The 24,691-nt window shown below is 54.3% G+C and carries 23 protein-coding genes; 4 read left to right on the top strand and 19 right to left on the bottom strand.

Annotated features, from left to right (window positions below):
* Positions 1-89 precede the first annotated feature (89 nt).
* Genes B051_RS0117725 through nuoK form a run of 4 tightly spaced genes read right to left on the bottom strand, consistent with a single transcriptional unit; the run spans position 90 to position 5,322 of the window.
* Positions 90-1,475: an NADH-quinone oxidoreductase subunit N gene (locus tag B051_RS0117725; protein ID WP_018479566.1), complete on the bottom strand. Its 1,386-nt coding sequence runs from the start codon at positions 1,473-1,475 to the stop codon at positions 90-92.
* A 35-nt stretch (positions 1,476-1,510) separates the two neighbouring features.
* Positions 1,511-2,971 (bottom strand): complex I subunit 4 family protein, encoded by a 1,461-nt coding sequence (locus tag B051_RS0117720; RefSeq protein ID WP_018479565.1) that lies wholly within the window; start codon positions 2,969-2,971, stop codon positions 1,511-1,513.
* A gap of 12 nt (positions 2,972-2,983) precedes the next feature.
* Positions 2,984-4,945 (bottom strand): NADH-quinone oxidoreductase subunit L, encoded by a 1,962-nt coding sequence (gene nuoL, locus B051_RS0117715; RefSeq protein WP_157579028.1) that lies wholly within the window; start codon positions 4,943-4,945, stop codon positions 2,984-2,986.
* A gap of 47 nt (positions 4,946-4,992) precedes the next feature.
* Positions 4,993-5,322, bottom strand: coding sequence for an NADH-quinone oxidoreductase subunit NuoK (gene nuoK / locus B051_RS0117710; RefSeq protein ID WP_018479563.1), 330 nt, complete (start codon positions 5,320-5,322; stop codon positions 4,993-4,995).
* A 496-nt stretch (positions 5,323-5,818) separates the two neighbouring features.
* Between nuoK and B051_RS0117700 the strand changes: the two genes are divergently transcribed.
* Entirely contained in the window at positions 5,819-6,751 is a 933-nt protein-coding gene (locus tag B051_RS0117700; RefSeq protein WP_018479561.1) for a DUF6929 family protein, read from the top strand.
* A 53-nt stretch (positions 6,752-6,804) separates the two neighbouring features.
* On the opposite strand, the gene B051_RS0117695 is transcribed toward B051_RS0117700, so the two are convergent.
* The 13 genes from B051_RS0117695 to B051_RS0117635 all read right to left on the bottom strand — a co-directional run bounded on the left by B051_RS0117695 (position 6,805) and on the right by B051_RS0117635 (position 18,200).
* Positions 6,805-7,320 carry an NADH-quinone oxidoreductase subunit J family protein gene (locus B051_RS0117695; RefSeq protein ID WP_018479560.1) on the bottom strand — a complete coding sequence of 172 codons (516 nt, stop codon included), beginning with the start codon at positions 7,318-7,320 and terminating at the stop codon, positions 6,805-6,807.
* A 5-nt stretch (positions 7,321-7,325) separates the two neighbouring features.
* Complete coding sequence (locus tag B051_RS0117690) at positions 7,326-7,790, bottom strand: NuoI/complex I 23 kDa subunit family protein (protein ID WP_083919473.1); 465 nt, start codon at positions 7,788-7,790, stop codon at positions 7,326-7,328.
* Between the two features lie 127 nt (positions 7,791-7,917).
* Positions 7,918-8,973 (bottom strand): NADH-quinone oxidoreductase subunit NuoH, encoded by a 1,056-nt coding sequence (gene nuoH / locus B051_RS0117685; protein ID WP_018479558.1) that lies wholly within the window; start codon positions 8,971-8,973, stop codon positions 7,918-7,920.
* Between the two features lie 3 nt (positions 8,974-8,976).
* On the bottom strand, positions 8,977-9,957 hold the full coding sequence (locus B051_RS21600; RefSeq protein ID WP_018479557.1) for a 2Fe-2S iron-sulfur cluster-binding protein: 981 nt from the start codon (positions 9,955-9,957) through the stop codon (positions 8,977-8,979).
* A gap of 60 nt (positions 9,958-10,017) precedes the next feature.
* Positions 10,018-11,364: an NADH-quinone oxidoreductase subunit NuoF gene (gene nuoF, locus B051_RS0117675; protein ID WP_018479556.1), complete on the bottom strand. Its 1,347-nt coding sequence runs from the start codon at positions 11,362-11,364 to the stop codon at positions 10,018-10,020.
* Between the two features lie 151 nt (positions 11,365-11,515).
* Complete coding sequence (gene nuoE, locus B051_RS0117670; RefSeq protein ID WP_018479555.1) at positions 11,516-12,049, bottom strand: NADH-quinone oxidoreductase subunit NuoE; 534 nt, start codon at positions 12,047-12,049, stop codon at positions 11,516-11,518.
* Between the two features lie 55 nt (positions 12,050-12,104).
* Positions 12,105-13,355, bottom strand: coding sequence for an NADH dehydrogenase (quinone) subunit D (gene nuoD / locus B051_RS0117665; protein ID WP_018479554.1), 1,251 nt, complete (start codon positions 13,353-13,355; stop codon positions 12,105-12,107).
* A gap of 50 nt (positions 13,356-13,405) precedes the next feature.
* A complete protein-coding gene (locus B051_RS0117660) occupies positions 13,406-13,912 on the bottom strand; it encodes an NADH-quinone oxidoreductase subunit C (RefSeq protein ID WP_018479553.1) in 507 nt (168 codons plus the stop codon).
* A gap of 5 nt (positions 13,913-13,917) precedes the next feature.
* On the bottom strand, positions 13,918-14,472 hold the full coding sequence (locus B051_RS0117655) for an NADH-quinone oxidoreductase subunit B (protein ID WP_026236496.1): 555 nt from the start codon (positions 14,470-14,472) through the stop codon (positions 13,918-13,920).
* An 80-nt stretch (positions 14,473-14,552) separates the two neighbouring features.
* Entirely contained in the window at positions 14,553-14,927 is a 375-nt protein-coding gene (locus tag B051_RS0117650; protein ID WP_018479551.1) for an NADH-quinone oxidoreductase subunit A, read from the bottom strand.
* A gap of 290 nt (positions 14,928-15,217) precedes the next feature.
* Positions 15,218-16,852 (bottom strand): L-glutamate gamma-semialdehyde dehydrogenase, encoded by a 1,635-nt coding sequence (pruA, locus tag B051_RS0117645; RefSeq protein WP_018479550.1) that lies wholly within the window; start codon positions 16,850-16,852, stop codon positions 15,218-15,220.
* Between the two features lie 124 nt (positions 16,853-16,976).
* Positions 16,977-17,678, bottom strand: a complete 702-nt coding sequence (locus B051_RS0117640) for a YjjG family noncanonical pyrimidine nucleotidase (protein WP_018479549.1) — start codon at positions 17,676-17,678, stop codon at positions 16,977-16,979.
* A gap of 135 nt (positions 17,679-17,813) precedes the next feature.
* The gene (locus B051_RS0117635) at positions 17,814-18,200 is read right to left on the bottom strand and encodes an ArsR/SmtB family transcription factor (RefSeq protein ID WP_018479548.1); all 387 of its coding nucleotides are present in this window, start codon (positions 18,198-18,200) and stop codon (positions 17,814-17,816) included.
* 74 nt (positions 18,201-18,274) lie between these two features.
* Here B051_RS0117635 and B051_RS0117630 point away from each other — a divergent pair, with 74 nt between their 5' ends.
* Entirely contained in the window at positions 18,275-18,946 is a 672-nt protein-coding gene (locus tag B051_RS0117630) for a carboxypeptidase-like regulatory domain-containing protein (RefSeq protein WP_245539658.1), read from the top strand.
* A 219-nt stretch (positions 18,947-19,165) separates the two neighbouring features.
* Positions 19,166-20,512 carry an NAD(P)/FAD-dependent oxidoreductase gene (locus B051_RS0117625; protein WP_018479546.1) on the top strand — a complete coding sequence of 449 codons (1,347 nt, stop codon included), beginning with the start codon at positions 19,166-19,168 and terminating at the stop codon, positions 20,510-20,512.
* Between the two features lie 173 nt (positions 20,513-20,685).
* On the opposite strand, the gene B051_RS0117620 is transcribed toward B051_RS0117625, so the two are convergent.
* Both B051_RS0117620 and B051_RS0117615 read right to left on the bottom strand, forming a co-directional pair.
* Positions 20,686-23,016: a M1 family metallopeptidase gene (locus tag B051_RS0117620; RefSeq protein ID WP_018479545.1), complete on the bottom strand. Its 2,331-nt coding sequence runs from the start codon at positions 23,014-23,016 to the stop codon at positions 20,686-20,688.
* Between the two features lie 53 nt (positions 23,017-23,069).
* Positions 23,070-23,663, bottom strand: a complete 594-nt coding sequence (locus tag B051_RS0117615) for a HupE/UreJ family protein (protein WP_018479544.1) — start codon at positions 23,661-23,663, stop codon at positions 23,070-23,072.
* A gap of 286 nt (positions 23,664-23,949) precedes the next feature.
* Between B051_RS0117615 and B051_RS0117610 the strand changes: the two genes are divergently transcribed.
* A complete protein-coding gene (locus tag B051_RS0117610; RefSeq protein ID WP_018479543.1) occupies positions 23,950-24,684 on the top strand; it encodes a YoaK family protein in 735 nt (244 codons plus the stop codon).
* The last annotated feature ends 7 nt before the right edge of the window (positions 24,685-24,691 follow it).

The following is a 24,691-nucleotide window of genomic DNA, read 5'->3' as shown; positions in this document are numbered from 1 at the left end:
CGCATGAGTAATGCAGCAGTTTTGCTGGCTAAAAACAAAAGCGGCCGCCTCGAAAGAGGCAGCCGCTTTTGCTTCTGGTTCAATATGTCTTAGAGAATGTCGCTGAGCAAGGCAGGGGCTATACCTAGTAGTATGGTGAGTGCCGTGATGATAATCAACATGGCGTTGATGAAGCCTGACACCTGAATCGGTGCATGGTCCCCGGCAGGGTGCATGTACATGGCAATCACCACTTTGAAGTAATAGTAGATGCCCACAGCGGCCAGCACCACGGCAACCACTATCAGCCACATCATATCAGGGTTCTCAATAAGGGAGGCAAATACGAAGAACTTGCCGAAGAAGCCGGCTGTCAGCGGTATACCTCCCAACGACAGCATGGATACCGTCACGGCCAACGCCAGGAGTGGATTTGTTTTGCCCAATCCGTTGAAGGCCTCAAACGTCTCGCTGCCGCGCTGTTTCACCACCAGTTGCAGCACACCAAAGGCGGCGATGGAGGCAGTGGAGTAGGCGAAGGAGTAGAACAGGATGGAAGACTCTGAGTATTCGTTAAAGGCAATCAAAGCCATGAGCATGTAGCCAGCATGGGATATACTGGAGTAGGCCAGCATACGCTTCATGTTCTGCTGCACCACCGCGCCAATGTTTCCTATCACGAGCGTGAGCACTGTGATGGCCACCAGCGTTGGCATCCATGAGGCGTAAGACGCAGCGAAGGCTGCGTACATCAGTTTGAAGAAGGCCGCCACACCAGCCGTTTTCACCACCGTAGACATGTAGGCCGTCCATACAGTAGGAGTGCCTTCGTACACGTCCGGCGTCCAGAAGTGGAACGGCGCGGCTGATATCTTGAAGGAGATGCCAATCACAATCAGCAGCAGCCCCAGCACGAACATGGTGTTGGTCACGCCGTCTGCGCCTATGGCCTGCGTGGCGCTGATTTCGGTAATGTTGAAGGTGCCGGTCGCTCCGTAAATCATCACCATGCCAAACAGCAGCACACCAGTGAAGAAAGAGCCCATCAGGAAATATTTCAGACCCGCCTCAGCGGAGCGCAGGCTGCTCTTGTCGCTACCTGCCATCACGTACATGGCTATAGAGAGAATCTCCAGCCCCACAAACAGCATCAGCAGGTTCTCGTAGCTCACCATCATCACGGCGCCCACCAGCGAGAACAGCAGCAGGGCGTAGTATTCGCCCAGGTTCTCGTCGTTGCGGGTGATGAAGTGCTGCGTGAACGGCAATATCAGCAGCGTGGAAAGGACCATGATGCCCGTAAAAGCCACCGCGTAATTGTCGATGGTGAGCATGTTGTTGAAGTAGCTCTGGGTATCGTTCCAGTCAAGCAGGTTGACGCCGAACACAATCGCCAGGAACAGCAGCGACAGTGGCAACAGGATTCTCTTAGATTTCAGGAAACCTACGAAGAGGTTGATTATCCCAAACCCGGAAAGCAGTATTATCGAAATCATGTCGTTGTAATATCGTTTCTTGTTTCGTGTGCGGACTATCGGTTGATAATGCTCAGCAGTTGTCCGACAGCAGGCTCAGAGATGCTCAGGAACGTGTTCGGGAACAGGCCAATCCAGAACACCATGATGACCAACGGAATCAGCACCGCCTTCTCGTTGAAGTTCAGGTCAGCAAAGCCTTCCGTCGCTTCTGACTTGGTGCCGAACATCACGCCCTGGAACATGCGCAGCATGTATACCGAACCCAGGATAATAGTCGTGCCGGCAAAGGCGCCAAAGTAGAAGTTGTGCTGGAACACGCCTGACAGCAGCAGGAACTCCCCGATAAAGCCGTTTGTCAGCGGAAGTGCTATCGAGCCCATGAGCAGAATCAGGAAGATGATGGAGAGCACCGGCGTCGTCTGCGTGATGCCGCCGAGGCTGGCAATCTCACGGGTATTGGTGCGGCGGAAAATGATGTCGATGATGAAGAACAAGCCCACCACGTTGATGCCGTGGCTCAGCATCTGCAACACACCACCCTGCAGACCCTGCTCGTTCAGGGCAAAGATGCCGGCGGCAATCAAACCCACGTGCGCGATGGACGAGTAGGCAATCAGGCGTTTCAGGTCCTGCTGGCGTATGGCGATGATGGAGGCGTAAACTATACCGATGATAGACAGCACCAGTACGGTGTCAGCCCACTGGCTCACGCCCATCGGCACCACCGGGAGCAACCAGCGCAGCACACCGTATATACCCATTTTCAGCATGATGCCAGCCAGCAGCATGGTTGCTTGTGTAGGAGATTCTGTATAGGTATCCGGTTGCCAGGTATGGAACGGGAACACCGGCATCTTGATGGCGAAGGCTAGGAACAGGAACCAGAAAATCCAGCTCTGCGTGGCGCTATCCAACGTCAGTTGGTAGAAGGCATTCACGTTAGAGGAGTGCGCTGCTATACCTGTGCCAGCCGTCTGGAAGTACAGGTATACGAAGGCCGCCAGCATGAAGAGCGAGCCGAAAATCGTGTACACGAAGAACTTGAACGTAACCGGTATCCTGCGCGCGCCGCCCCAGATGGCCGCAATAAAGTAAATCGGAATCAGCGCCACTTCCCAGAAGAAGTAGAACAGAAACGCATCCATGGCCACAAACACACCAATCAGGCCGGTCTGCATGAACAGAACCAGCGCGTAAAACACGTGCGGGTCTTTGTAGTCGTGCTTAAAGGAAGAAAGCACGATGAGCGGCATCAGGAACGTGGTCAGGAGCACCATCAGGAGGCTGATGCCATCCATGCCGATGCTGAAGCCGATGCCGGCACGTTCCACCCACGGCATGTCCAGGGCAAACTGTGTGGTAGCGTCAGGTACAAAGTTCACGGTCGCGAAAAGGGCAATGGCGAACTCAACAAGCGTTGCTATGAAAGCCACTTTCTTGGCACCTTGTCCCTTAATCAGCAACACCAGCAGTGCAGCTAGGGCAGGCCAGAAAAGTAATAGAGCTGTAATCATCTTCTTAGAACCTTATCCGATAAAGAAGTTTAAAAATAGAATCAGAACAATGCTGGCCACCATCAAGAGCACGTAAAAGCCAATCACGCCGCTCTGTGCATAGCGCAGGGTGCGGCCGGTCAGCATCACAAGCTTACCGAAGCCATTCACGATGCCATCTACTACAATCACATCCACGAAGCGGTGGAAGGCGGAAGACAGGGCCATCAGCGGACGCACGATAACCGCATTGTAAATCTCGTCAACGTAATACTTGTTGTAGATGAGGTTGTGAATCGGAGACAGACGGGCGCCTTCCGGAGCGGGTACCGTTTCTTTTTTCACATACAGCACATAAGCAATGGCAATGGCGATAAGCGACACCACGACCGAAACCCCCATCAGGATGTATTCGGTGGCATGGTCGATGTGCGCCGGCTCCAGCGCCGTAGCATTGGCTTGGCGGGCGAAGTCGTAGATAGGCGACAGGAAGTTGCCCAAGGTATGCGTGTCGCTGAACACGGCTGGCAGACCAATGAAACCACCTACTGTAGAGAGTATAGCCAGCACAATCAGCGGAATGGTCATGGAAGAAGGCGACTCGTGCAGGTGCGAACGCTGTGCTTCCGTGCCACGGAACTTGCCGAAGAAGGTCAGGAACAGCAGGCGGAACATGTAGAAAGCCGTCATGAACGAAGCCAGCAGGCCAAGTGCCCACATCAGCTTGTTGTGCTCAAACACATGCGCCAGCAATTCGTCCTTAGAGAAGAAACCAGCAAACGGCGGTATACCTGAAATAGCGAGTGTACCAATCAGGAAGGTGATAAACGTAATTGGCAACCACTTGCGCAAGCCGCCCATGTTGCGGATATCCTGCTCGTTGCTCACGGCGTGAATCACAGAACCAGCACCCAGGAAAAGGAGGGCCTTGAAGAATGCGTGTGTAAGCACGTGGAAGATAGAAGAGGAGAAGGCCATCACACCCAGCGCCAGGAACATAAAGCCTAACTGCGAAACAGTAGAGTAAGCCAGTACCTTTTTGATGTCATTCTGCGCCAGACCGATGGTAGCGGCCACCAAGGCAGTTATTAGACCGATGATGGCAATAAACTCCATCGTAGTCGGGGCCAGTGCATACAGCACGTTCGAGCGAAGCACCATGTAAATACCCGCCGTCACCATGGTAGCGGCGTGAATCAGGGCCGAAACAGGCGTAGGACCCGCCATCGCGTCAGGAAGCCACGTGAACAGTGGAATCTGCGCACTTTTACCCATCGCCCCCACAAACAGCAGCATCGTAATGGCAATCATCACACCGCTATCGGTCATACCCGTCATCTGCGAGGCAGACAGGAACACCTCCGGGTAGCTCACGCTGCCGAAGGTGATGAAAATCAAGAAAATGCCCAGCAGGAAGCCCAAGTCACCGATGCGGTTCATGATGAAGGCTTTCTTGGCGGCGTTGTTATAGTTGTGGTTCTTGTTCCAGAAGCCAATTAGCAGGTAGGAGCAGAGGCCTACGCCTTCCCAGCCTACGAACATCATCACGTAGTTAGAGCCCATCACGAGCAGCAACATCGAGAACATGAACAGGTTGAGGTAGGCGAAGAACTTGCCGTAGCCTTCATCATGGCTCATATAGCCGGCCGAGTACACGTGAATCAGGAAACCTATACCAGTCACCATCAGCAACATCAGCAGGGTGAGCTGGTCAATCATGAACGAGAAACCAATCTCGAGGCTGCCTACCGTGAACCAGTTGTAGAGGTCCACGATGTAAGGGCGGCTGCCATTGGAAGTGAAGTCTATGAACAGGTATACCGATATCAGGAACGAGGCCAGCACCGTGCCACTGCCCAGCAGGCCTACCAGGGCCTTAGGCAATTTGCGGTTGCCAAGACCGTTAATCAGAAAGCCTATGAACGGCAGGAGCGGCACAAGCAAACACAGCAGCGCCATTTCCTGATTGTTGATGGGCATTACTACTTCTTGCATTTAGCGTATGGGTTTAATTGAGCTATTCAGGTTGAAAATGAGGTGGCTTACCACTTGAGGTAGTTCAGCAGTTGCACATCCGTGGAGCGGATGTTGCGGTATATCATCACGATGATGGCCAGTCCCACGGTCACTTCCGCAGCCGCCACAGCCATGATGAAGAACACGAAAATCTGTCCGTTCGGGTCAGAGCGGTATGACGACAGGGCGACCATCAGCACGTTTACAGCGTTGAGCATCAGCTCGACACACATGAAAATAACAATGGCATTTCGTCTGGTCAGGACACCTATCACGCCGATAACAAAGAGGGCGGAGCTGAAATAGAGGTAAAATTCTAGCGGGATGGTTCGGATAACCTCTGGCATTTGGTTCATCTTCTATGGGGCTGAACGTATTTCTGGTAAATTATAATCCAAAATTCGAGTCGCAAAGTTATCCCCATTTTTGTAAAATCCATAACATATTTCCAATCTTCTTCCCGCCACTCCATGGGCTGCGGTTTCTTCTTAATGATTTGTACTTTAGTCCTGATTTTCCGGTCTTTAGAGGGCGAATGAGTGGTCGAAATAGGATTGGGCGGCACCGCTTTTGTTGTTTGTGCGTAAAGTCAAGGACTCTGGCTGCCACTCTTCCCTGGACTGACCACGTGCAGGTATAGGCGGCAATGCCCCTTGCCTCGCGCACCCGCACATAGAGTTGAGTAGGAGGTATGGCAGGGAAATCAGATGGAGGAAACAGACGAATCCTAACGGGAGCAAGATGAAAACCGATTGCTTGTTTTTTTTATGTTTTTGGGTGCTGCTGTCACAGGTCTCCTGTCGGCAGGCACCACCGCTTACCGGTGCTACTGCACATAATACTGAACTGGAGATGAAAGCCACGATAGAGAAAGTACTGCTGTACGACAGCCTGCCCTCTGCCTCCGGCCTGGAGCTGCTGGGCGACCAGTATTATGTGATAGGGGATGACTCGCCATACCTGTATCGGCTGGATGAGGACTACAAGCTCCTGTCACAGGTGGCGCTGTTCGACACCACCGGGTTTGGAGCTACGGGCCGAATCGCTAAATCCGAGAAGCCGGACCTGGAGAGCATGACCCTCTTCCAGTACCAAGGCAAACCCTACTTGCTCATGCTGGGCTCCGGCTCCTCCCCCGAAAGGCGCAAAGCCTTCCTGTCCAATATCTGCGGGGACAGCCTGTGCCGTGAAGGTTCGACGACAAAGGAAGTCGATTTGGATGCACTCTACAAACAGCTGGAAACACAAGAGGTGCTGGGGGAGTCCACTTTGAACATTGAAGGGGTGGCCGCAGGACACGGCAAGCTATACCTGCTCCAACGAGCCATCGGCTCCGGGCAGAACGTTTTGATTACCTTCAGCCTGGGCGAGTTCATCCCGTACTTGCTCGGAGAATCAGGCGGCCGCATACCCAAACATGAACTGGCTTATTTCCGTTTGCCCGAGCTCAAGAACCTGCAGGCTGGCTTCTCTGGCGCTTTTGTGTATGACGATAAGCTGTTCTTCACTGCCTCCCTCGAAGATACCCAGGATGCCATTGGCGATGGCGAAGTGCTGGGAAGCTACGTAGGCTTCATACCTTTCAGGGAGATAGGCAAACAGGATTCATTGGAGGTGCCAGCTACCCTCATTGTTCAGGCTGACGGCAAACCCTATGCTGGAAAGGCAGAATCGCTGGTGGTGAAGAAGCGCGAAGGAAAGGGAAGGTATAGGTTGGTAGTGGTATCAGACGATGACAAGGGAGGCTCAGAGCTGCTGGAGATATCCCTCACAGCCGGTCAATAAAAAAAACCGAGGCATGTAGGCCTCGGCTTTTCTGAATCGATATAGATTAGATACTAAAAGTTCTGCTCTCCGGCTTCGCGTTTGCCTATCATCACGGCGCCCACCATAGCCACTAGAAACAGGACGGCTACCAACTGGAAAGGCAGCATATACTTGGTGAACAGCACCTGTCCCAGGTTCTTCACCATACCTACCTGTGAGTCGTAGGTGTCCGGGTTCACGGCTTCCAACTGCACATCCTTCAAGGCGGCTATGAGCACCAGGAACAACAGGCCCCCGGCAATGGCTCCTGCTACTTTCGACAGCACCCCCTTCGTTTTTCCCTGAGCGTTCTTGCCTGAGTTGATAAACATCAGTACGAACAGGAAGAGTACCATGATGGCGCCAGCGTACACAATGATGTTCACGGCAGCCAGGAACTGTGCGTTCAGCAGGATGTAATGGGCTGATATGGTAAAGAACGTGAGTATCAGAAAGATAACGCTATATACTGGGTTCTTGGAGATAACGACCATTAGCGCGCAAAGAAGCGTCAGCGAAGCAAGGAAGAAAAACAGACTGTCAGTCATCGGTTCTATTTGGTTTCAGTGGTTTTGAGGGGCTCTACCAGGCGGTCTTTCCCATAAATGAATTCGTCGCGCTCGTAGCGGGCCGGGGCAATCTTGTCGTCCTGCAGGAAGATAGCCGCTTTCGGGCAGGCTTCTTCGCACAGGCCGCAGAAGATACAGCGCAGCATGTTCACCTCATAGGTCACAGCATACTTCTCCTCGCGGTACAGGTGTTCTTCGCCCGTCTTGCGCTCTCCGGCAGTCATGGTGATGGCCTCAGCAGGGCAGGCCACGGCGCACAGACCGCAGGCCGTGCAACGCTCGGCGCCATTCTCGTCGCGCTTGAGCACGTGCAGGCCGCGCCAAATGTCGCTGCGCTGACGTGTCTCTTCCGGGTAATTTATGGTAGCCTTCTTCTTGAAGAAGTGTTTCAATGTAATCCCCAAACCCTGAGCAATAGCAGGAAGGTACATTCTCTCGGAGAACGTCATTTCCTTTTGTGCTACACTCTTTCTTCTATTTGATAGTGGTTCCATTTCGTGTCGATTATGATTGTTGGCTTAGCCGTCTATATGAACAGACGCTGGCGGGCCAACATTCAAATTTCGGTACTATAGTTTAAAATAAATAGTCTTTCAGCAGGATACCGCCGCCTGTCAGCAGGATGTTCAGGATGGCCAACGGAATCAGGATGTTCCAGCCCAGCTTCATCAATTGGTCGTAGCGGAAGCGCGGCAACGTCCAGCGCACCCACATGAAGAAGAAGATAAAGGCGAAAATCTTCGCAAACATCACAGCCACTCCCACCAGCGTCACCACGTTGTTGCCCAGCACCGGGTCACTGAACGCATTGCGCAGGTTCTCCATGAATGGGAAGTTATAAGCGCCAAAGTAGAGCGTAGACATCACGGCAGACACAACAAAGATGTTGATGTATTCGGCAAACAGGTACATACCCAGTTTCATGGAGCTATACTCGGTGTGGTAGCCGCCAATCAGTTCGGCCTCACTTTCTGGTAAGTCGAATGGCGTTCTGTTGGTCTCAGCAAAGGCACATACCAGGAAAATCAGGAAGCCGAGTGGCTGGTACCAGATGTTCCAGTTGAAGCCCGCCTGCTGCTCCGCAATCACGCGTAGCGACAGTGAGCCGCTCAGCATCAGCACCGCAATCAGCGAAAGGCCCATGGCCAGTTCATAGGAGATGTTCTGAGAAGCCGCACGGATAGCGCCCAGCAGGGAAAACTTGTTGTTCGAAGCCCAGCCACCAATCATCAGGCCATAAACCCCCAGCGATACCACCCCGAAGATGTAGAGCACTCCGATGTTCACTTCTATTGCCTGCAGGTATACCTCACGGCCACCCACGATGAGCATATCACCAAACGGGATAACGGCGCTCGACATGGACGCCACCAGCATGGCTATACCTGGACCTAGGATGAAGAGTACTTTGTTCGCTTTGCCCGGAATGAACTCCTCCTTGAAGAAAAGCTTGCCGGCGTCGGCCAGCGGCTGCAGCAGACCCATCGGGCCGGCTCTATTCGGGCCTACACGGTCCTGTATGAAAGCCGCGATTTTACGCTCAAAGTACGTGGAATAGGTCGCAATCAGCAGGGTGATGCCGAAAATGACCAGGATGTAAATGGCTTTATAAATGAGGTCTACAGAATCCATGGGTTATTCCTGTGGCATTTTTTTAACGGTAGATTTTGGCAGGTTCGGCACAATCGGCACATTCACCACCGGCAGTTCGTAGTGGTTGGCCGATATCACGGACCCCCTGTCGATGTGGCGTGGGCCTTCAATGGTCCAGTCACTCACCTCTTTCTTGTCGAAGCGGCAGGTGTTGCAGATGAACTCCTCCACCTCGGCGTACTCGTCCTTGCGGGCCGTCACGCGCAGCACCTGGTCACCCCGTGTCCACAGCGTTACTTTACCGCTGCAGGTAGGGCAGTCTCGATGAGCGTCCATCGGCTTGGTGAACCATACCCGGTTCTTGAAGCGCCAGGTCTTGTCTGTCAAGGCTCCCACGGGGCACACGTCAATCACGTTGCCCGAGAAGTCGTTGTCAATCACGTTCTCGATGTAAGTCCCGATTTCGGCAGCGTCGCCACGACCCAACACACCATGCACACGCTTCTCCGTAATCTGGTCGGCGGTATACACACAGCGGTAGCACAGGATGCAGCGCGTCATGTGCAGCTGGATGTAGGGACCTAAATCCACTTTGTTGAACGTGCGCCGTTCCTCTTCGTAGCGGATGGCGCTCACGCCGTGCTCATAGGAGAGGTTTTGCAGGTCACACTCACCGGCCTGATCGCAGATAGGGCAATCGAGCGGGTGGTTGATGAGCAGCATCTCCACGATACCCTTGCGGGCGTTTAGCACTTCTTCGTTGGTCGTGTTCTCCACCACCATGCCATCCTGTACTGGTGTGATGCACGAGGCCACCAGTTTCGGCATAGGGCGTGGGTCGCGGGCAGAGCCTTGCGTCACCTTCACCAGGCACACACGGCACTTTCCGCCACTGCCTTTCAGCGGGGTATAAAAGCACATGGCAGGAGGCACTACATCACCGCCGATTTTACGGGCGGCCTGCAGGATGGTGGTTCCATCTTCAACCTCTACCTCGATGCCGTCAAATGTTATTTTAGCCATCTCGTTTTTTATGCAAAGCCTGCTGCCCAAGGTATAGCAGGCAGTTATTGAACTATTGATTTATGCCAGCGCAGCTGCTAACTGGCCTCTGTACACAGCACCTGGGGCGGTTGCCTCCTGTGGGTGCTTGATGTGCCACTCGAACTCCTCACGGAAGTGACGGATGGCACTGGCTACTGGCCAGGCCGCTGCATCACCAAGCGGGCATATGGTGTTTCCTTCAATCTGCTTGGCAACGCTTACCAGCAGGTCGATGTCCTGCTGATGGCCATGGCCGTACTCAATGCGGTGCAGCACCTTTTCCATCCAGCCTGTGCCTTCACGGCATGGGCTGCACTGGCCGCACGACTCATGGTGGTAGAAGCGTGCATAGTTCCACGTGTTTCGCACGATGCACTGGTCCTCATCAAACACAATGAAGGCACCGGAGCCCAGCATGGAGCCGCTCACAAAACCACCGTCCGACAGCGATTCGTACGTCATCAGGCGCTGCTCGCCGGCAGCCGTTTTCAAAATCAGGTCTTTTGGGAGAATCGGAACAGAAGAACCTCCCGGCACCACGGCCTTCAGCTCTTTGCCTTTCCAGATGCCGCCACAATACTCGTCTGAGTAGATGAATTCCTCTACCGGTACACCCAGTTCGATTTCGTACACGCCCGGACGGTTGATGTTACCGCTGGCAGAAATCAGTTTGGTGCCTGTGCTTCGGCCTATACCTATTTTGGCATATTCCGCGCCGGTATTGTTCACAATCCACGGCACAGAAGCGATGGTCTCCACGTTATTCACCACGGTAGGAGAGGCGAAAAGGCCTTTCACAGCCGGGAACGGCGGCTTGTTGCGTGGGTTACCACGCTTGCCCTCCAGTGACTCCAGCAGGGCAGTTTCCTCACCACAGATGTAGGCACCTCCACCCGGAGCCACATGCAGGTCCAGGTCGTAGCCTGAGCCTAGTATGTTTTTGCCTAGCAAACCAGCCGCGTATGCTTCCGCTATCGCTTTTTCTAGGATGCGGAGGATGAACAACAACTCGCCGCGGATGTAGATATAGGAGGTATGCGCACCCAGGGCATAGCTGGAGGTAATCATACCTTCAATCAAGGCGTGCGGGTTCTTTTCCATGAACACGCGGTCCTTGAAAGTGCCCGGCTCCGATTCATCGGCGTTGCACACCAGATAACGCGGAACGCCTTCCGGCTTGGCCAGGAAGCTCCACTTCATACCAGCAGGGAAGCCGGCACCACCACGACCACGCAGGCCAGATGTCTTCACTTCTTCCACCACCTCTTCCGGAGTCATCGTCTTCAGCGCTTTCTCCACAGAGCGGTAGCCACCGTGCTTACGATATACCTCCAGGGTTTCGATGCCTGGTACGTTTATATGTTCGGTTAATATCTTGAGTCCCATGATAGTAGGATGTATAGCTGGGCAGCCGCTTTCAGGGCACGCTGCCTGGTTTTAGGTTTGACGAAGGATTTTTGACAGAAGATAGAGACTTATATACCTAGCGTTTGATTGGTCTTGTGTGCAACAGTCTTTTGTCACAGAGTCCTGATAACTATTTCGCCCACTCCGGCGTCTCGGGCTCTTTGTTGCGCATCATCTCCAGGAACCGGTCCACAGCCTCCTCGCTGTCGATGTTCTCGTAGTAGGTTTCGCGCACCTGCAGCATCGGGCCTGTTCCGCACGAGGCAAGGCATTCCACCGGCTTCAGGGTGAACATGCCGTCGGCAGTAGTTTCGCCTTCCTGGATGTTGAGCTTCTGCTTGAGCGTCTCAATCATCTGGTCAGCGCCACGCAGGCAGCAAGGGCCTGTACGGCATACCTCCAGCACGTGCTTGCCCACTGGCTTCAGGTTGAACATGGTATAGAAAGTAGCCACTTCATATACCTCGATAGGCTGTATGTTCAGGATTTCGGCAACCTTGTCCATCACCTCCGGGCTTACCCAGCCTCCGTTCTCCGCCTGCGCTATGTGCAGGGCTGGGAGCAGGGCCGATTTCTGGCGTCCTTCCGGGTAATGGCTGATGTAGCGCTGAATCTCAGCAAGTGCCTTATCAGAAAACTTCACTTCGTTTTTAATCTCTGCCATCTCTTTGAATAGCACCAGCCAAGGGCCGGTGTTAGATGATATATAGAATAATGTATTATGCGTCCAGTTCGCCGGCAATCACGTTGAGGCTACTCAGGGTCAGGATGGCGTCGGCCAACTGTCCACCTTTAATCATCTCCGTGTACGCCTGATAGTAGATGAAGCATGGCCTCCTGAAGTGCAGGCGGTATGGCGTTCTGCCGCCGTCGCTTATCAGGTAGAAACCAAGCTCGCCGTTGCCGCCTTCCACGCTGTGGTATACCTCACCTTTCGGAGCGTTAATCTCACCCATCACAATCTTGAAGTGATAGATAAGGGCTTCCATGCTGCGGTATACCTCCTGCTTTGGCGGTAGGTAGTAATGCGGCGCATCGGCGTGGTAGGAGCCCTCCGGCAGGTTTTTGTAAGCCTGCTCAATGATTTTCAAGCTCTGCCATACCTCTTCGTTGCGCACCAGGTAACGGTCGTAGGTATCACCTTTGGCACCCACCGGAATTTCGAACTCGAAATCGTCGTAAGAAGAGTAAGGGTTCATCACGCGCACGTCGTAGTCCACACCGGTGGCACGCAGGTTAGGGCCTGTGAAGCCGTAGCTCAACGCACGTTCGGCCGAAATGGCACCCACACCCACCGTACGGTCGATGAAGATACGGTTGCGTGTCAGCATCTTCTCGAACTCCGCCCATACTTTCGGGAAGCGCTTGAGGAACTCGCCAATCAGGTGCAAGGCTTTCGGAGAAAGGTCGCGTTCCATGCCCCCGATGCGGCCCATATTAGTGGTCAGACGAGCACCGCATACCTCCTCATAGATGTCGTAGATGTGCTCGCGCTCCTGCATCACGTACAGGAAGCCGGTGAAAGCGCCGGAGTCCACACCCAGGATGGAGTTACAAATCAGGTGGTCGGAAATACGGGCCAGCTCCATCATGATGACTCGGATGTACTGCGCGCGCTTGGGTATGTCAATGCCCAGGAGCTTCTCTACCGTCATGTGGTACCCCATGTTGTTGATGGGGGACGAACAGTAGTTCATGCGGTCCGTGAGCGGTGTGATTTGGTAGAACGGCCTGCGCTCCGCAATCTTCTCGAAGGCGCGGTGTATGTACCCAATCGTCGGCACGGCGTCCATGATAATCTCTCCGTCCATCTGCAGGATGTTCTGGAAGATACCATGCGTCGCCGGGTGCGTCGGACCCAGGTTCAGGGTCGTCAGGTTCTGGTTCTTGGGGTCCTGCAGTTTCAGGTCGAGGTTATCCCGGAACTCCTGTAACTGGTCGACCTCAGCTGTTTTTTTATCAGTAGCCATAGTATGCTTTTCTTAAAGGCGCCCCAGGTATAGCCGGGGCAAAAACTGGCTTAACGTCCGAAAAACGTGTCTATCTTGTCTTCCCTCGTCAAATCTTCCAGCGGATACTGCTTGAGCATCGGGTGGTATTCCATCTCCTCGATGTTGAGGATTCGCGTCAGGTTCGGGTGGCCGGTGAAGATAAAACCGTAAAAGTCATAAGCCTCCCGCTCCATCCAGTTGGCAGCCGCATAGATGTTGGTCAGGGTCGGCAGTACCGGGTCCTTGCTTGGGATGAACACTTTAATGCGCAGCCGGTAATTGTGACGCAGACTGTGCAACTGGTACATCATACACAGTTCTTTGTCTTTATGGTCAGGGAAGTGGACGCCTGCCATGGTGGTCAGGAACTGTACCTGCAGGTCTTTGTCGTCATACAGGTATTGGATCAGCGCAATGATGTTCTCACGGGTAGTCGTGAAGGTCATGATGCCATCCGGGTCATAGGCATCAAAGATGTTCTCTTCCCCAAACTGCGCTATCAGTTTACCAAGTACGTTTTCGTTCGTAAGCTCCATGATGCTTATTTAATGTTGTAAGAGGCCAAAAGCGCCTGGTATTCTGGTGAGTGGCGGCGGCGAAGCGATTCGTTCTTAGCCAGGTCCTGCACGCGCATCAGCCCATCCAGAATCTGCTCCGGACGAGGCGGGCAGCCCGGCACGTACACGTCTACCGGCACCACGCGATCTATGCCCTGTAGCACAGAGTAGGTGTCAAAGATGCCGCCTGACGTAGCGCAGGCACCCACGGCCACCACCCATTTCGGCTCTGCCATCTGCTCGTATACCTGCTTCACCACCGGGCCCATTTTCTTGGCGATGGTGCCCATCACCAGCAGGATGTCTGCCTGGCGTGGCGAGAAGCTGGGGCGCTCCGAGCCAAAGCGGGAGATGTCGTAAGTGGAACCCATGGTGGCCATGAACTCGATACCACAGCAGGAAGTAGCAAAAGGCAAAGGCCACAGCGAATTCGCGCGGGCCAGGCCAATCACTTTCTCAAATGAAGTAGCGAAGAAACCAGCACCTGAGTAGCCTTCCGGCGCCTCACCCATTGTTATATCTTTATTTGTATCACTCATGTCTCAAGAATTGTAATTTTTTGTCGGTCATGTTCCTAGCAGGAACACCGGATTTGCACTAAAAGTTTAATGCACCGTGCCTACTTCAGGATGCCTTTCTTTATCTCGTAGAAGAAACCGGTCAGCAGTACTCCCAGGAACAAGAGCATCGGCAGGAAGCCCTCCAGACCAAACTCACGGAAGTTCACCGCCCAAGGGTATAGGAAGATAATCTCGATGTCGAATAGGACAAAAAGGATAGCTGTCAAGAAGTATCTGTAGGAGATAGGCGTACGAGCGTCTCCCACTGACTCCACCCCACTTTCCCAGGCGTTGTCCTTTACCTCGCTTTTTCTCTTGGGGCCCAGCAAGTGCGTCACCACCAAGGCGAATATGACAAAGCCAATCGCAGCCGCAAATTGTATGAGTATAGGCAGGTAATCCGACGGTAGATACTGATTCCCAGTAGTTTCCATATTGCTGTAATGCTTTCTTGAAATTTGGGAGCAAAATTAGGTATAAACGACCAACAATCAAAAGACTATTTCCAATGTAAAACAGGGGCTAAAATTGCGCTGAAATAGAGGCAGAGTGGCTTTTTATAAACCCATACTGTTTTGCACTCAGGACCGCAACGGCGACCGCTGACAGGAGCAGCGGGACCAGGTATAGCAGAATGTGTGTTTAAACACCTGTTGCCCGTATAACGCAAAGCCGCCATGCTCTTTTGAACATGGCGGCTTGGTAGTAAAGGTAGGACTATACCTTATTTATTCTCGCCCAGGAACGGGTAGCGGTAATCGACCGGCGACACGAACGTTTCCTTGATAGAACGGGCTGACACCCAACGCAGCAGGTTGAGCATAGACCCGGCCTTGTCGTTGGTGCCGGAGGCGCGTGAGCCACCGAATGGCTGCTGGCCTACCACGGCGCCCGTCGGCTTGTCGTTGATGTAGAAGTTGCCGGCTGCGTCGCTCAGCTTCTTCGTAGCCTGCTCCACGGCATAGCGGTCGCGTCCGAAGATGGCGCCTGTCAGGGCGTATGGCGAAGTAGAGTTCACTAGCTCGAGCGTCTCCTCGTAGTTGTTCTCGTCATACACGTAGATGGAGATAACCGGCCCGAAGATTTCCTCGCACATGGTGATGTACTGCGGGTTGTGCGACAGCAGCACCGTCGGCTCCACGAAGAAGCCCTTCGACTTGTCGTAGTTGCCGCCTGCAATGATTTCCACCTGGTTGCTTTCCTTGGCGTTGTCGATGTAGCGGGCAATCTTGTCAAAGGACTTCTCGTCAATCACGGCGTTGATGAAGTTGGAGAAATCCTCCGGAGGACCCATCTTGAAGGATTTCAGGTCTTCTATCACGTACTGCTTCACGTCCTCCCACAGGTTGCTTGGCACGTAGGCGCGTGAAGCGGCGGAGCATTTCTGGCCCTGGTACTCAAAGGCACCACGCACGATACCAGTTGCCACCTGCTTCGCGTCAGCGGAGCGGTGCACCATGATAAAGTCCTTGCCACCTGTCTCACCTACGATGCGTGGGTACGTCTTGTACTTGTGGATGTTCTCGCCAATGGTTCTCCAAATGTGTTGGAATACGCCCGTGCTGCCTGTGAAATGGATACCGGCGAAATCAGCGTGCTTGAAGATGACGTCGCCAGCCGTAGGACCGTCCACATACACCAGGTTGATGACACCGTCCGGAAGACCGGCTTCGCGGAACAGCTCCATAATCATCTGGGCGGCATAAATCTGGGTGTTGGCTGGCTTCCACACCACTACGTTGCCCATCATGGCCACAGAAGCAGGCAGGTTACCGGCGATGGCGGTGAAGTTGAACGGCGTCAGCGCGAACACGAAGCCCTCCAGCGGACGGTGCTCCATGCGGTTCCATACACCCGGAGAGGACTCCGGCTGCATCTGGTAGATTTCAGTGGCATACTGTGCGTTGAAGCGCAGGAAGTCAATAAGCTCGCAAGCAGAGTCAATCTCAGCCTGGTAGGCGTTCTTGGACTGGCCCAGCATGGTGGCCGCGTTCATACGCGCTCTCCACGGTCCGGCCAGCAGTTCAGCAGCCTTCAAGAAAATGCTGAGGCGGTGCTCCCAGCCCATGTTCGCCCAGTCTTCACGAGCCGCCAGGGCCGCGTTGATGGCCTGTTCCACGTGGGACGAATCACCTTCGCTGAAGTGCCCCAGGATGTGCTGGTGGTCGTGCGGCTGCAGCATCGGCTTCTTACTGTCAGTGTATACCTTGTCGCCGCCGATGTACATAGGCACATCAATCTCCTGCGACTTGAGTTCTTTGTAGGTGCGCTGCAGTTCTTCGCGCTCCGGTGAGCCCGGCGCGTAGGATTTCACAGGCTCGTTTATGGGAGTGGGTACTTTAAAAAATCCGGTTGCCATCTTTTTCTAGTTTACAGATTCAGAATTAAGACATTGCGTGGCTGCCTGGGCGGCCACCTGTACAAAGGTAAGGCGAATTATTTTATTTTCCGGCCTGTGGCAGGTATAGCTTTGCGAAGGAGGGCTACAGGATGGCCTGCAGCTCGCTCAGGCAGTGGATGTGGTAGGTGGGCTTGGGGTTGAGCCGGCTCTTCGTCTTCTCGGGGTTGAAGAACACCTGGTCTATACCTGCCTCGCGGGCGCCCTCTATGTCGCACTCCAGGTTGTCGCCAATCATCAGACAATCATTTGGCCGTACCTTGGTGCGCTCCAAGGCGTGCTCGAATATGCGCTTGTCGGGCTTCTTGTACCCGCAGCACTCCGATGTGATGACCTCTTTGAAGTAATTCGTCAGGTTAGAGCCGCTCATCTTGATGTGCTGCACGTCCCGGAAACCGTTCGTGATGATGTGGAGCTCATATTTGGACCGGAGGTAGTCGAGTACCTCGAAGGTATAGGGAAACACGGCGGTTTTGGTAGGGCACAGGTCTGTATAGGCCTCTGACAGGCCGGCCGGCACCTCGTGCGCCTCCAGTCCCAGCCCGGTCAGCGTCTTCACGAAGCGACTCTCCCGCAACTCCTTCTGGTCTATTTTGCCTTTGTTGTAGAGGTCCCAGAGGCGTGTGTTCACGAACCTGTACTTCTTGTAGAAAGAATCGCAGTCGAACTTTCCGAAGGCAGCCAGGTTGAACTCCTGGAACAAGGTATAGAGGGTCTCTTCTGAGTTTTTCTCAAAATCCCAAAGGGTGTGGTCGAGGTCAAAGAAGAGGTGTGTGTATGGCTTCATAAGTAGGTCTTCAGCTAAAGAGAAACGGGTTGGAGGGGCGGATGTTTTAAATTATTTTATGTTAAGCGGAGCGGCATTCTATACTAAAAGGCCTATACCGCTGTTTAAACCATTGGGCTATACCTGTGTCTAACCTCAGGCGTCCGTCCAGCGGCGGGTCTGCATGCGGTTGATGGCCAGCTCGCGGTTGGAGTAGAGTATCCGGTAGGTCTCCTGGTCCTTCTGCAGCAGGGCATCGCGCTCCAGGTAAGTGAAGATTTGTTGAACGAAATCACCCGCCTCATCCTTTAAGGAGTAGTACACCCACTGGTCGAACTTGCGCGGCACCACCAAACCGGCGTTGCGAAGGTAGGCCAGGTGGCGGGAGGTCTTGGTCTGGGTGAAGTCCAGCACCTGCTCCAGGTCAGAGGTGCACATCTCTTTGTTGCGGAGGATGAGGCTCAGGATGCGCAGGCGCGAGTCGTCGGCCAGCGCCTTTAGAACCTGTTCCCCGAAAGAAAGACTGAAGTGTTTGAGCCGCATATTTGAACTGCCTGTCAGAACAAAATTAGCCAAAAGCTGCTATAATAAAATATTATGAAGTATTATTGTACTACATGAAGTCCATTTTGAAACAACTCATGCTCCAGAACAAGCGCGGTATCGGTATGGTGCTGCCGTTGCTGGTGCTCTTCGCCTTGCTGATGGGAGCACCCGGCGAGGTGGCGGCGCAGGGGCAGAAGCGGGTGGTGCAACTCACCGGTTTTGTGACCATCGGCGATAGCCTGTACGGCGTGGCCGGTGTGAACGTGTTCATCCCCAAGACAAGCCGGGGCACCCAGACCAACCAGTACGGTTTCTTCTCGCTGCCGGTGCTCACCGGCGACAGTGTGGTGTTCAGCGCCATCGGTTACAAAAAGCAGTACCTCATCATCCCCCAGAACTACCAGAGCCAGGGCTACTCCATCATCATGCAGATGCAGGAAGACCCCACCGAGCTGCCCACGGTAAACGTGTTCCCCTGGGCGACTGAGCGCGACTTCAAGGATGCCGTGCTGGCCGTGAAGCTACCCGATGACGGCATGGCCGTGGCCTTGCGCAACCTGGACCCTAAGCGGCTGGAGGAACTCTTCGGGACGACTCCGATGGACGGCAACGCCAACTTCAGGACCTGGAACATGCAGAACGTGCAGAAGCAGGAGCAACGGAACATGTTCCCCACGGTCAGCCCGTTCGCTATCCTACAGCTCATAAACATGCTCAAGAACGGCGAGTTCAACAAGAAATAGATATTTTATCCGCGTTTTCAGCCCGGCCCCCAGGTATAGCTATACCTGGGGGCCGGGCTTTTTTGCGGTATACCGGCAAGAGCACACAGCCGTAGCCGAAATTGTACAGAAAGTAACCAACATCCGGGGGCTGCGTTATCCCACAATATAGATAGAAACGTATACTGGAATGGCTCTTTGTGGGCCAGCGGCATTTAATCCAATATAAAAAATCACCTTATGCTCGATGTAGATAAATTATCTCTTAACATACCAGACACCACCAAACCGCGCGTGGTCATCATTGGCGGCGGATTCGGGGGAATAAACGTGGCGCAGAAACTCAAGTGCAAAGACTTCCAGGTGGTGATGCTCGACCGGCAGAACTACCACGGTTTCTGGCCGCTGCTCTACCAGGTGGCCACCGCCGGCCTGGAGCCGGACTCCATTGCGGAGCCGCTGCGCAAGATGTTCGGCAGCGATGAGTTCGAAGACTTCCACTTCCGCCTGGTCAAGGTGGATGGCATAAACCCCATCGCCAAGACGGTGCATACTTTGGTGGGGGAGCTGACATATGATTACCTTATTATCGCCACGGGCACCAAAACGAATTACTTTGGCAACGAAGAGGTGAAGAAGAACGCTTTCCCGCTGAAGCAGATTCCGCATGCCCTGAACCTGCGTAGCCATTTGCTGCAGTGCTTTGAGCAGGCCAGCATGACCGCTGACCCGGAATTGCAGCAGAGCCTCCTCAACTTCGTGATAGTGGGCGGTGGCCCTACCGGCGTGGAGACGGCCGGTGCCCTCGCCGAAATGCGCAAGCACATCCTGCCCACAGACTACCCGGGTGTGGACTTCAACAAGATGAACATCTACCTGGTGGAAGGTATGGACAGAGTGCTGCCTCCCATGTCGCCAGAGTCAAGCGCGAAAACACAGAAATACCTGGAGGAGCTGAACGTGAACGTGCGCCTGAACGCGCTGGTGGAGTCTTACGATGGTTACGTGGCCACCATAAAAGGGGGGGAGCAGATACAGACGCAGACGTTGGTGTGGGCCGCAGGTGTGCAGGGTGCCCTTATTGAGGGTCTGCCAGCCGAAGCCGTGGAGCGCGGACGCATCCTGGTGAACCCTTTCAACCAGGTGATGGGCTATGACAACATCTTCGCCATCGGGGATATCGCCCTGATGAAGACGGAAAAGTGGCCTAAGGGGCATCCGGGGGTGGCGCAGCCAGCCATTCAGCAAGGCAAACTGCTCTCCAAGAACCTGAAGAAACTGGTGAAAGGAGAAAAGATGGAGCCGTTCGAATACGTGGACAAGGGTTCACTGGCCATCATCGGGCGCAACAGGGCGGTGGCGGATTTGCCGGGTAACCTGCATTTCGGGGGCTTTATGGCTTTCGCCGTCTGGCTGTTCGTGCACGTAATGGCGCTGGTGGGCTTCCGGAACAAGCTGGTGGTGCTGAGCAACTGGGCCTACAGGTTCTTCACCTACGAGAACAGCACGCGCCTCATCATCCGTCCGTTTGTACGGAAAGGTGACCGGACGAAGCGTCAGTTCATCAACAAGTATAATATGGAGTAGCCGTAGGTATGCAGGTATAGCAGAAGCAGCTCAGGTATACCGGGGCATACAGGTATGGCAGTGCAAAGAAAAGCAGAATGCTTAAGCATAGACAGCTGCTACGAAGTAAATTGTTTTAAAAGCAAAAGGCCCTTGAACCGCGTGATTCAAGGGCCTTTTGCTAGAAATGTATTTTACTTGTTGGAGCTTCCGTTTCCGCTGCGGCTCGTCTCCTCTCGTTGTTGTTGCATCGGGTTGGGCTGCTGCTGGCGGCTCTGCTTGAAAACATCGAAGCGGGATGGGGCCATGCGGCGGGGGTAGCTGTTGTTCGACAGGTCTGTGTCGGCTGTTTGCAGGTATGGGTCCAGTGAGAAACTCACCACCGGCTTTTCCGTTACGAACACCTTCGTAATCTCCTCGTTGTTGTAGCGCCAGATTTCGGCCGGTATGTTCACCACCTCATCGGTGCCATCTTCAAACTCCATACGCACCACCAGCGGCATCACCAGCCCGCCTAGGTTCTTGAAGCCCACCTCGTAAAAGTTCAGGCCAGAGTCCAGCGCCTTTTTCTCCTGCTCCGAAAGGGTGGTGTAGAACTTCTGGTAACGCTCCTTGTCCGTGGCTGTGGTCGCCAGCGGGTCATAGGTGTTGTAGAAATCCTTCAGCTCCGGACGCTCGTCCAACCTTGTCTTTTTGATATCCTGCAGGTTGCGCTGCTGTGAGATGGTCTGGGGTGCCTTGTTCTGCTGCTCGCGCATCTGGGCACTCACAAAATCTGGGTTCTGCGAGTCAATGGTAAACCATTTTACGCCCTCAATGGAGATATCGGTGTGGTCGGTGGTATAGAACCAGCCTCTCCAGAACCAATCCAAATCCACGCCCGAGGCGTCTTCCATGGTACGGAAGAAGTCGGCCGGCATCGGGTGCTTGAAGGCCCAGCGGTTAGAGTACTCCTTAAAGGCGTAGTCGAACAGTTGGCGGCCCATCACCGTCTCGCGGAGGATGTTCAGCGCGGTAGCGGGCTTGCCGTAGGCGTTGTTACCGAACTGCAGCACCGACTCCGAGTTCGTCATAATCGGCACTTGGGTGTTCTTGGCGCTTTTCATGTACTCCACAATGTTGGCCGGCTCACCGCGGCGCGAAGGGTAATTGCGCTCCCACTCCTGCTCCGCAATGTACTGCATGAAGGTGTTCAGGCCTTCATCCATCCAGGTCCACTGGCGCTCGTCAGAGTTGATAATCATCGGGAAGAAGTTGTGTCCTACTTCGTGGATAATCACGGAGATAAGGCCGTACTTGATATTGGCAGGGTAGGTGCCGTCTGGCTCTGGGCGATACCCGTTGAACGACAGCATGGGGTACTCCATGCCGCCCACCGGGCCATGCACCGAAATGGCCACCGGGTAAGGGTAGTCGATGGTGTGCTTGGAGTATACTTTTAAGGTATGCGCCACGGCCTCTGTGGAGTACTGCCCCCAAAGCGGATTCGCCTCCTTCGGGTAGTAGGACATGGCCAGGACGTTCTGACCGCCCACATTCACGTTCATGGCATCCCAGATGAACTTGCGGGAACTGGCCCAGGCGAAGTCGCGCACATTTTTGGCGTTGTATACCCAGGTTTTCTTGCCTTTGGCTTTTGCTTTCTCGGCCTGTGTGGCTTCTTCCTGTGTTACAATCACGGTAGGCTTGTTGGCTTTGGCGGCCTCAGCGAAGCGCTTCTGCTGCGTGGCCGTCAGCACCTGGCCTGCGTTCTGCAACTCGCCCGTGGCTGCCACCACGTGGTCGGCCGGAACGGTGATGCTCACTTTGTAGTCGCCGAAGGGCAGGGCGAACTCACCGGCTCCCAGGAACTGCTTGTGCTGCCAACCGTTCACATCGTCGTACACAGCCATGCGCGGGAAGAACTGCGCCATCTCGTAGAGGTAGTTGCCGTCGCCGGGGAAGAACTCGTAGCCCGAACGGCCACCCAAGGCCTTCTGGTCGTTGATGTTGTGGTTCCAGTCAATGCTGAAGGTATAGGACTGCTTCGGCTTGAGCGGCTGCGGCAAATCGATGCGCATCATGGTGTTGTTGACGGTATACTTCAGGTCCTTGCCGTTGCGGTCTTTCACCGAGCGCACCTTGAAACCGCCGTCAAACGCCTCGCGGGTCATGTGCTCCACGGCCGCGGTAGACATGCGGTCCTGCAGCGTGCCCGTCTGCGTCATGTTGCTCATCGACTTCGGCTCGTAGATGTTCTGGTCCATCTGCACCCACAGGTACGCCAGCACATCGGGCGAGTTGTTGGTATAGGTGATGGTCTCGGAGCCGGTGATGGACTGGTTCTCATCGTTGAGCTCTACTTTGATGGTATAGTCGGCGCGCTGCTGCCAGTATTGGTGGCCGGGTGCGCCGGAGGCGGTGCGGTAGGTGTTGGGCGTTGGCAGCTCTTGCCCGAGCTGCCCGAACTTGGTGTCCTGCGCCATGGCAGCCAGTGGTCCCGCCAGCAGTCCGAATAGCGCCAACCCTTTGATTAGGTTTTTCATTTGGTTGTAAGGTGAATCAGGGTATAGATTAGGTTGTGTTAAGGTATAGCTTTTTAGAAAATGTTGGTCTCCATCATCAGGATGAGCGAAATGCCAGCGGCGGCGCTGGAGAGCACCATAATCCAGTCACGCTTCTTGGCCCGGAACAGGTTCATCATCAGGAAGCCCAGCACCAGCAGGATGCTCACAATGAGCAGCTGCCCCAGCTCAATGCCAATGTTGAAAGCCAGCAGCTGCTGCCAGGTATCGCCGTTGCGGCCCAGCATCGACTTCAGGAAATTGGAGAAGCCCATGCCGTGAATCAAACCAAACGTGACGGCCAGCAGGTTGTGGAACGACCAGATGGGGTGCTGTTTGGAGGCGGCGCTGTTGAGCTTGAAGAAGTTGATGACACAGGTGAACAGGATGGTGACGGGAATCAGGAACTCAATCAGGGCGGTGTCGAACTTGATGACGTTGAACGTGGACAGCGCCAGCGTGATGGAATGGCCGATGGTGAAGCTGGTCACCAGGGCCAACACCTGCCGCCAGTCGCGCATGGTATAGATGGCGCAAAGGGCCAGCAGGAACAGCATGTGGTCGTAGGCCTTGAAATCAAAAATATGATGGAAGCCTAGTTCTATGTAAGTCGAGAAAACAGAAGACACAGTTAAGGTGATGAAATGGGTGAATAACGGCTAAGGTGCAAATTAATGTTTCGCCTGCAAGTTTGCAACAGGGCAGCGGCAGGTATAGCCAGATAAATGCAGCTGTGTTGGATTAGCCGTTTGTACGCTGTTCCAGCCGGGGACAGAATATGGTTACGTATACCTGCGGCGACAGCTTTCTAGGCGGCACCTATACCTGATAGGTGGGACGCCGCCACAGCCAAGCGGATTTCGGCAGCCACGATAATTCAAGGGAAAGCTTCCGGAAATTCTGTAAATTCCCCACATGTTTCGGCACATCGGGCAACGGCGCAATTTCAGGCACAACATAAAACTGGCGGCACTGCTTTGCCTCACGGCTGGCTTTGTGAACATAGCCGGACTGCTGGCCTTTTCCGTGCTCACCACCAACGTGACAGGGCACGCCGCCTACTTTGCCGAGAGCCTGGCGCAAGGCGATTTCCGGCTGGTCCGCATCATCGGGCTCTGGATGTTCCTATACCTGCTGGGGTCTTTTGCGACGAGCCTCTTTATCAGTCGGGTGGGCCGGAACCAGGTCTTCGCCTATTCCATCCCCATCCTGGCAGAAATCACCATCTTGCTGCTGAATGCCGTGTACGGCGAAAACTACGATGGCAGCACCGTGATGAAGGAGGTTTTCGCTGGTAGCCTACTGTTTGCCATGGGGCTGCAGAACAGCATGGTGTCCATGATTTCTGGGTCTGTTGTCCGGACTACGCACCTCACAGGCATCTTCACAGACTTGGGCATTGATTTGGCAACCGCCACTCTCCCTGGAGCGGCACAAAAGGCCGGCCTTGGGCAGCGCATCACGCTGAGGCTGGTCATCATCTTATTTTTCCTGGCCGGGGCTGTGGCGGGAGGGTACCTCTACCCGATGCTCCGGTACCATACCTTTCTGGTGCCCGCCGCCATATTGGCCATCGCCATGTTCTATGACATTTCACGGGTGCGCATCAAGCGCGTCATTCGGCAGCTGAGGTACCGTTTCGCCTCTTAGTTGCAGG

The organism is Pontibacter roseus DSM 17521 (assembly GCF_000373265.1).
Taxonomy (GTDB): Bacteria; Bacteroidota; Bacteroidia; order Cytophagales; family Hymenobacteraceae; genus Pontibacter; species Pontibacter roseus.
This window is presented reverse-complemented; position numbering and strand designations above follow the sequence as displayed.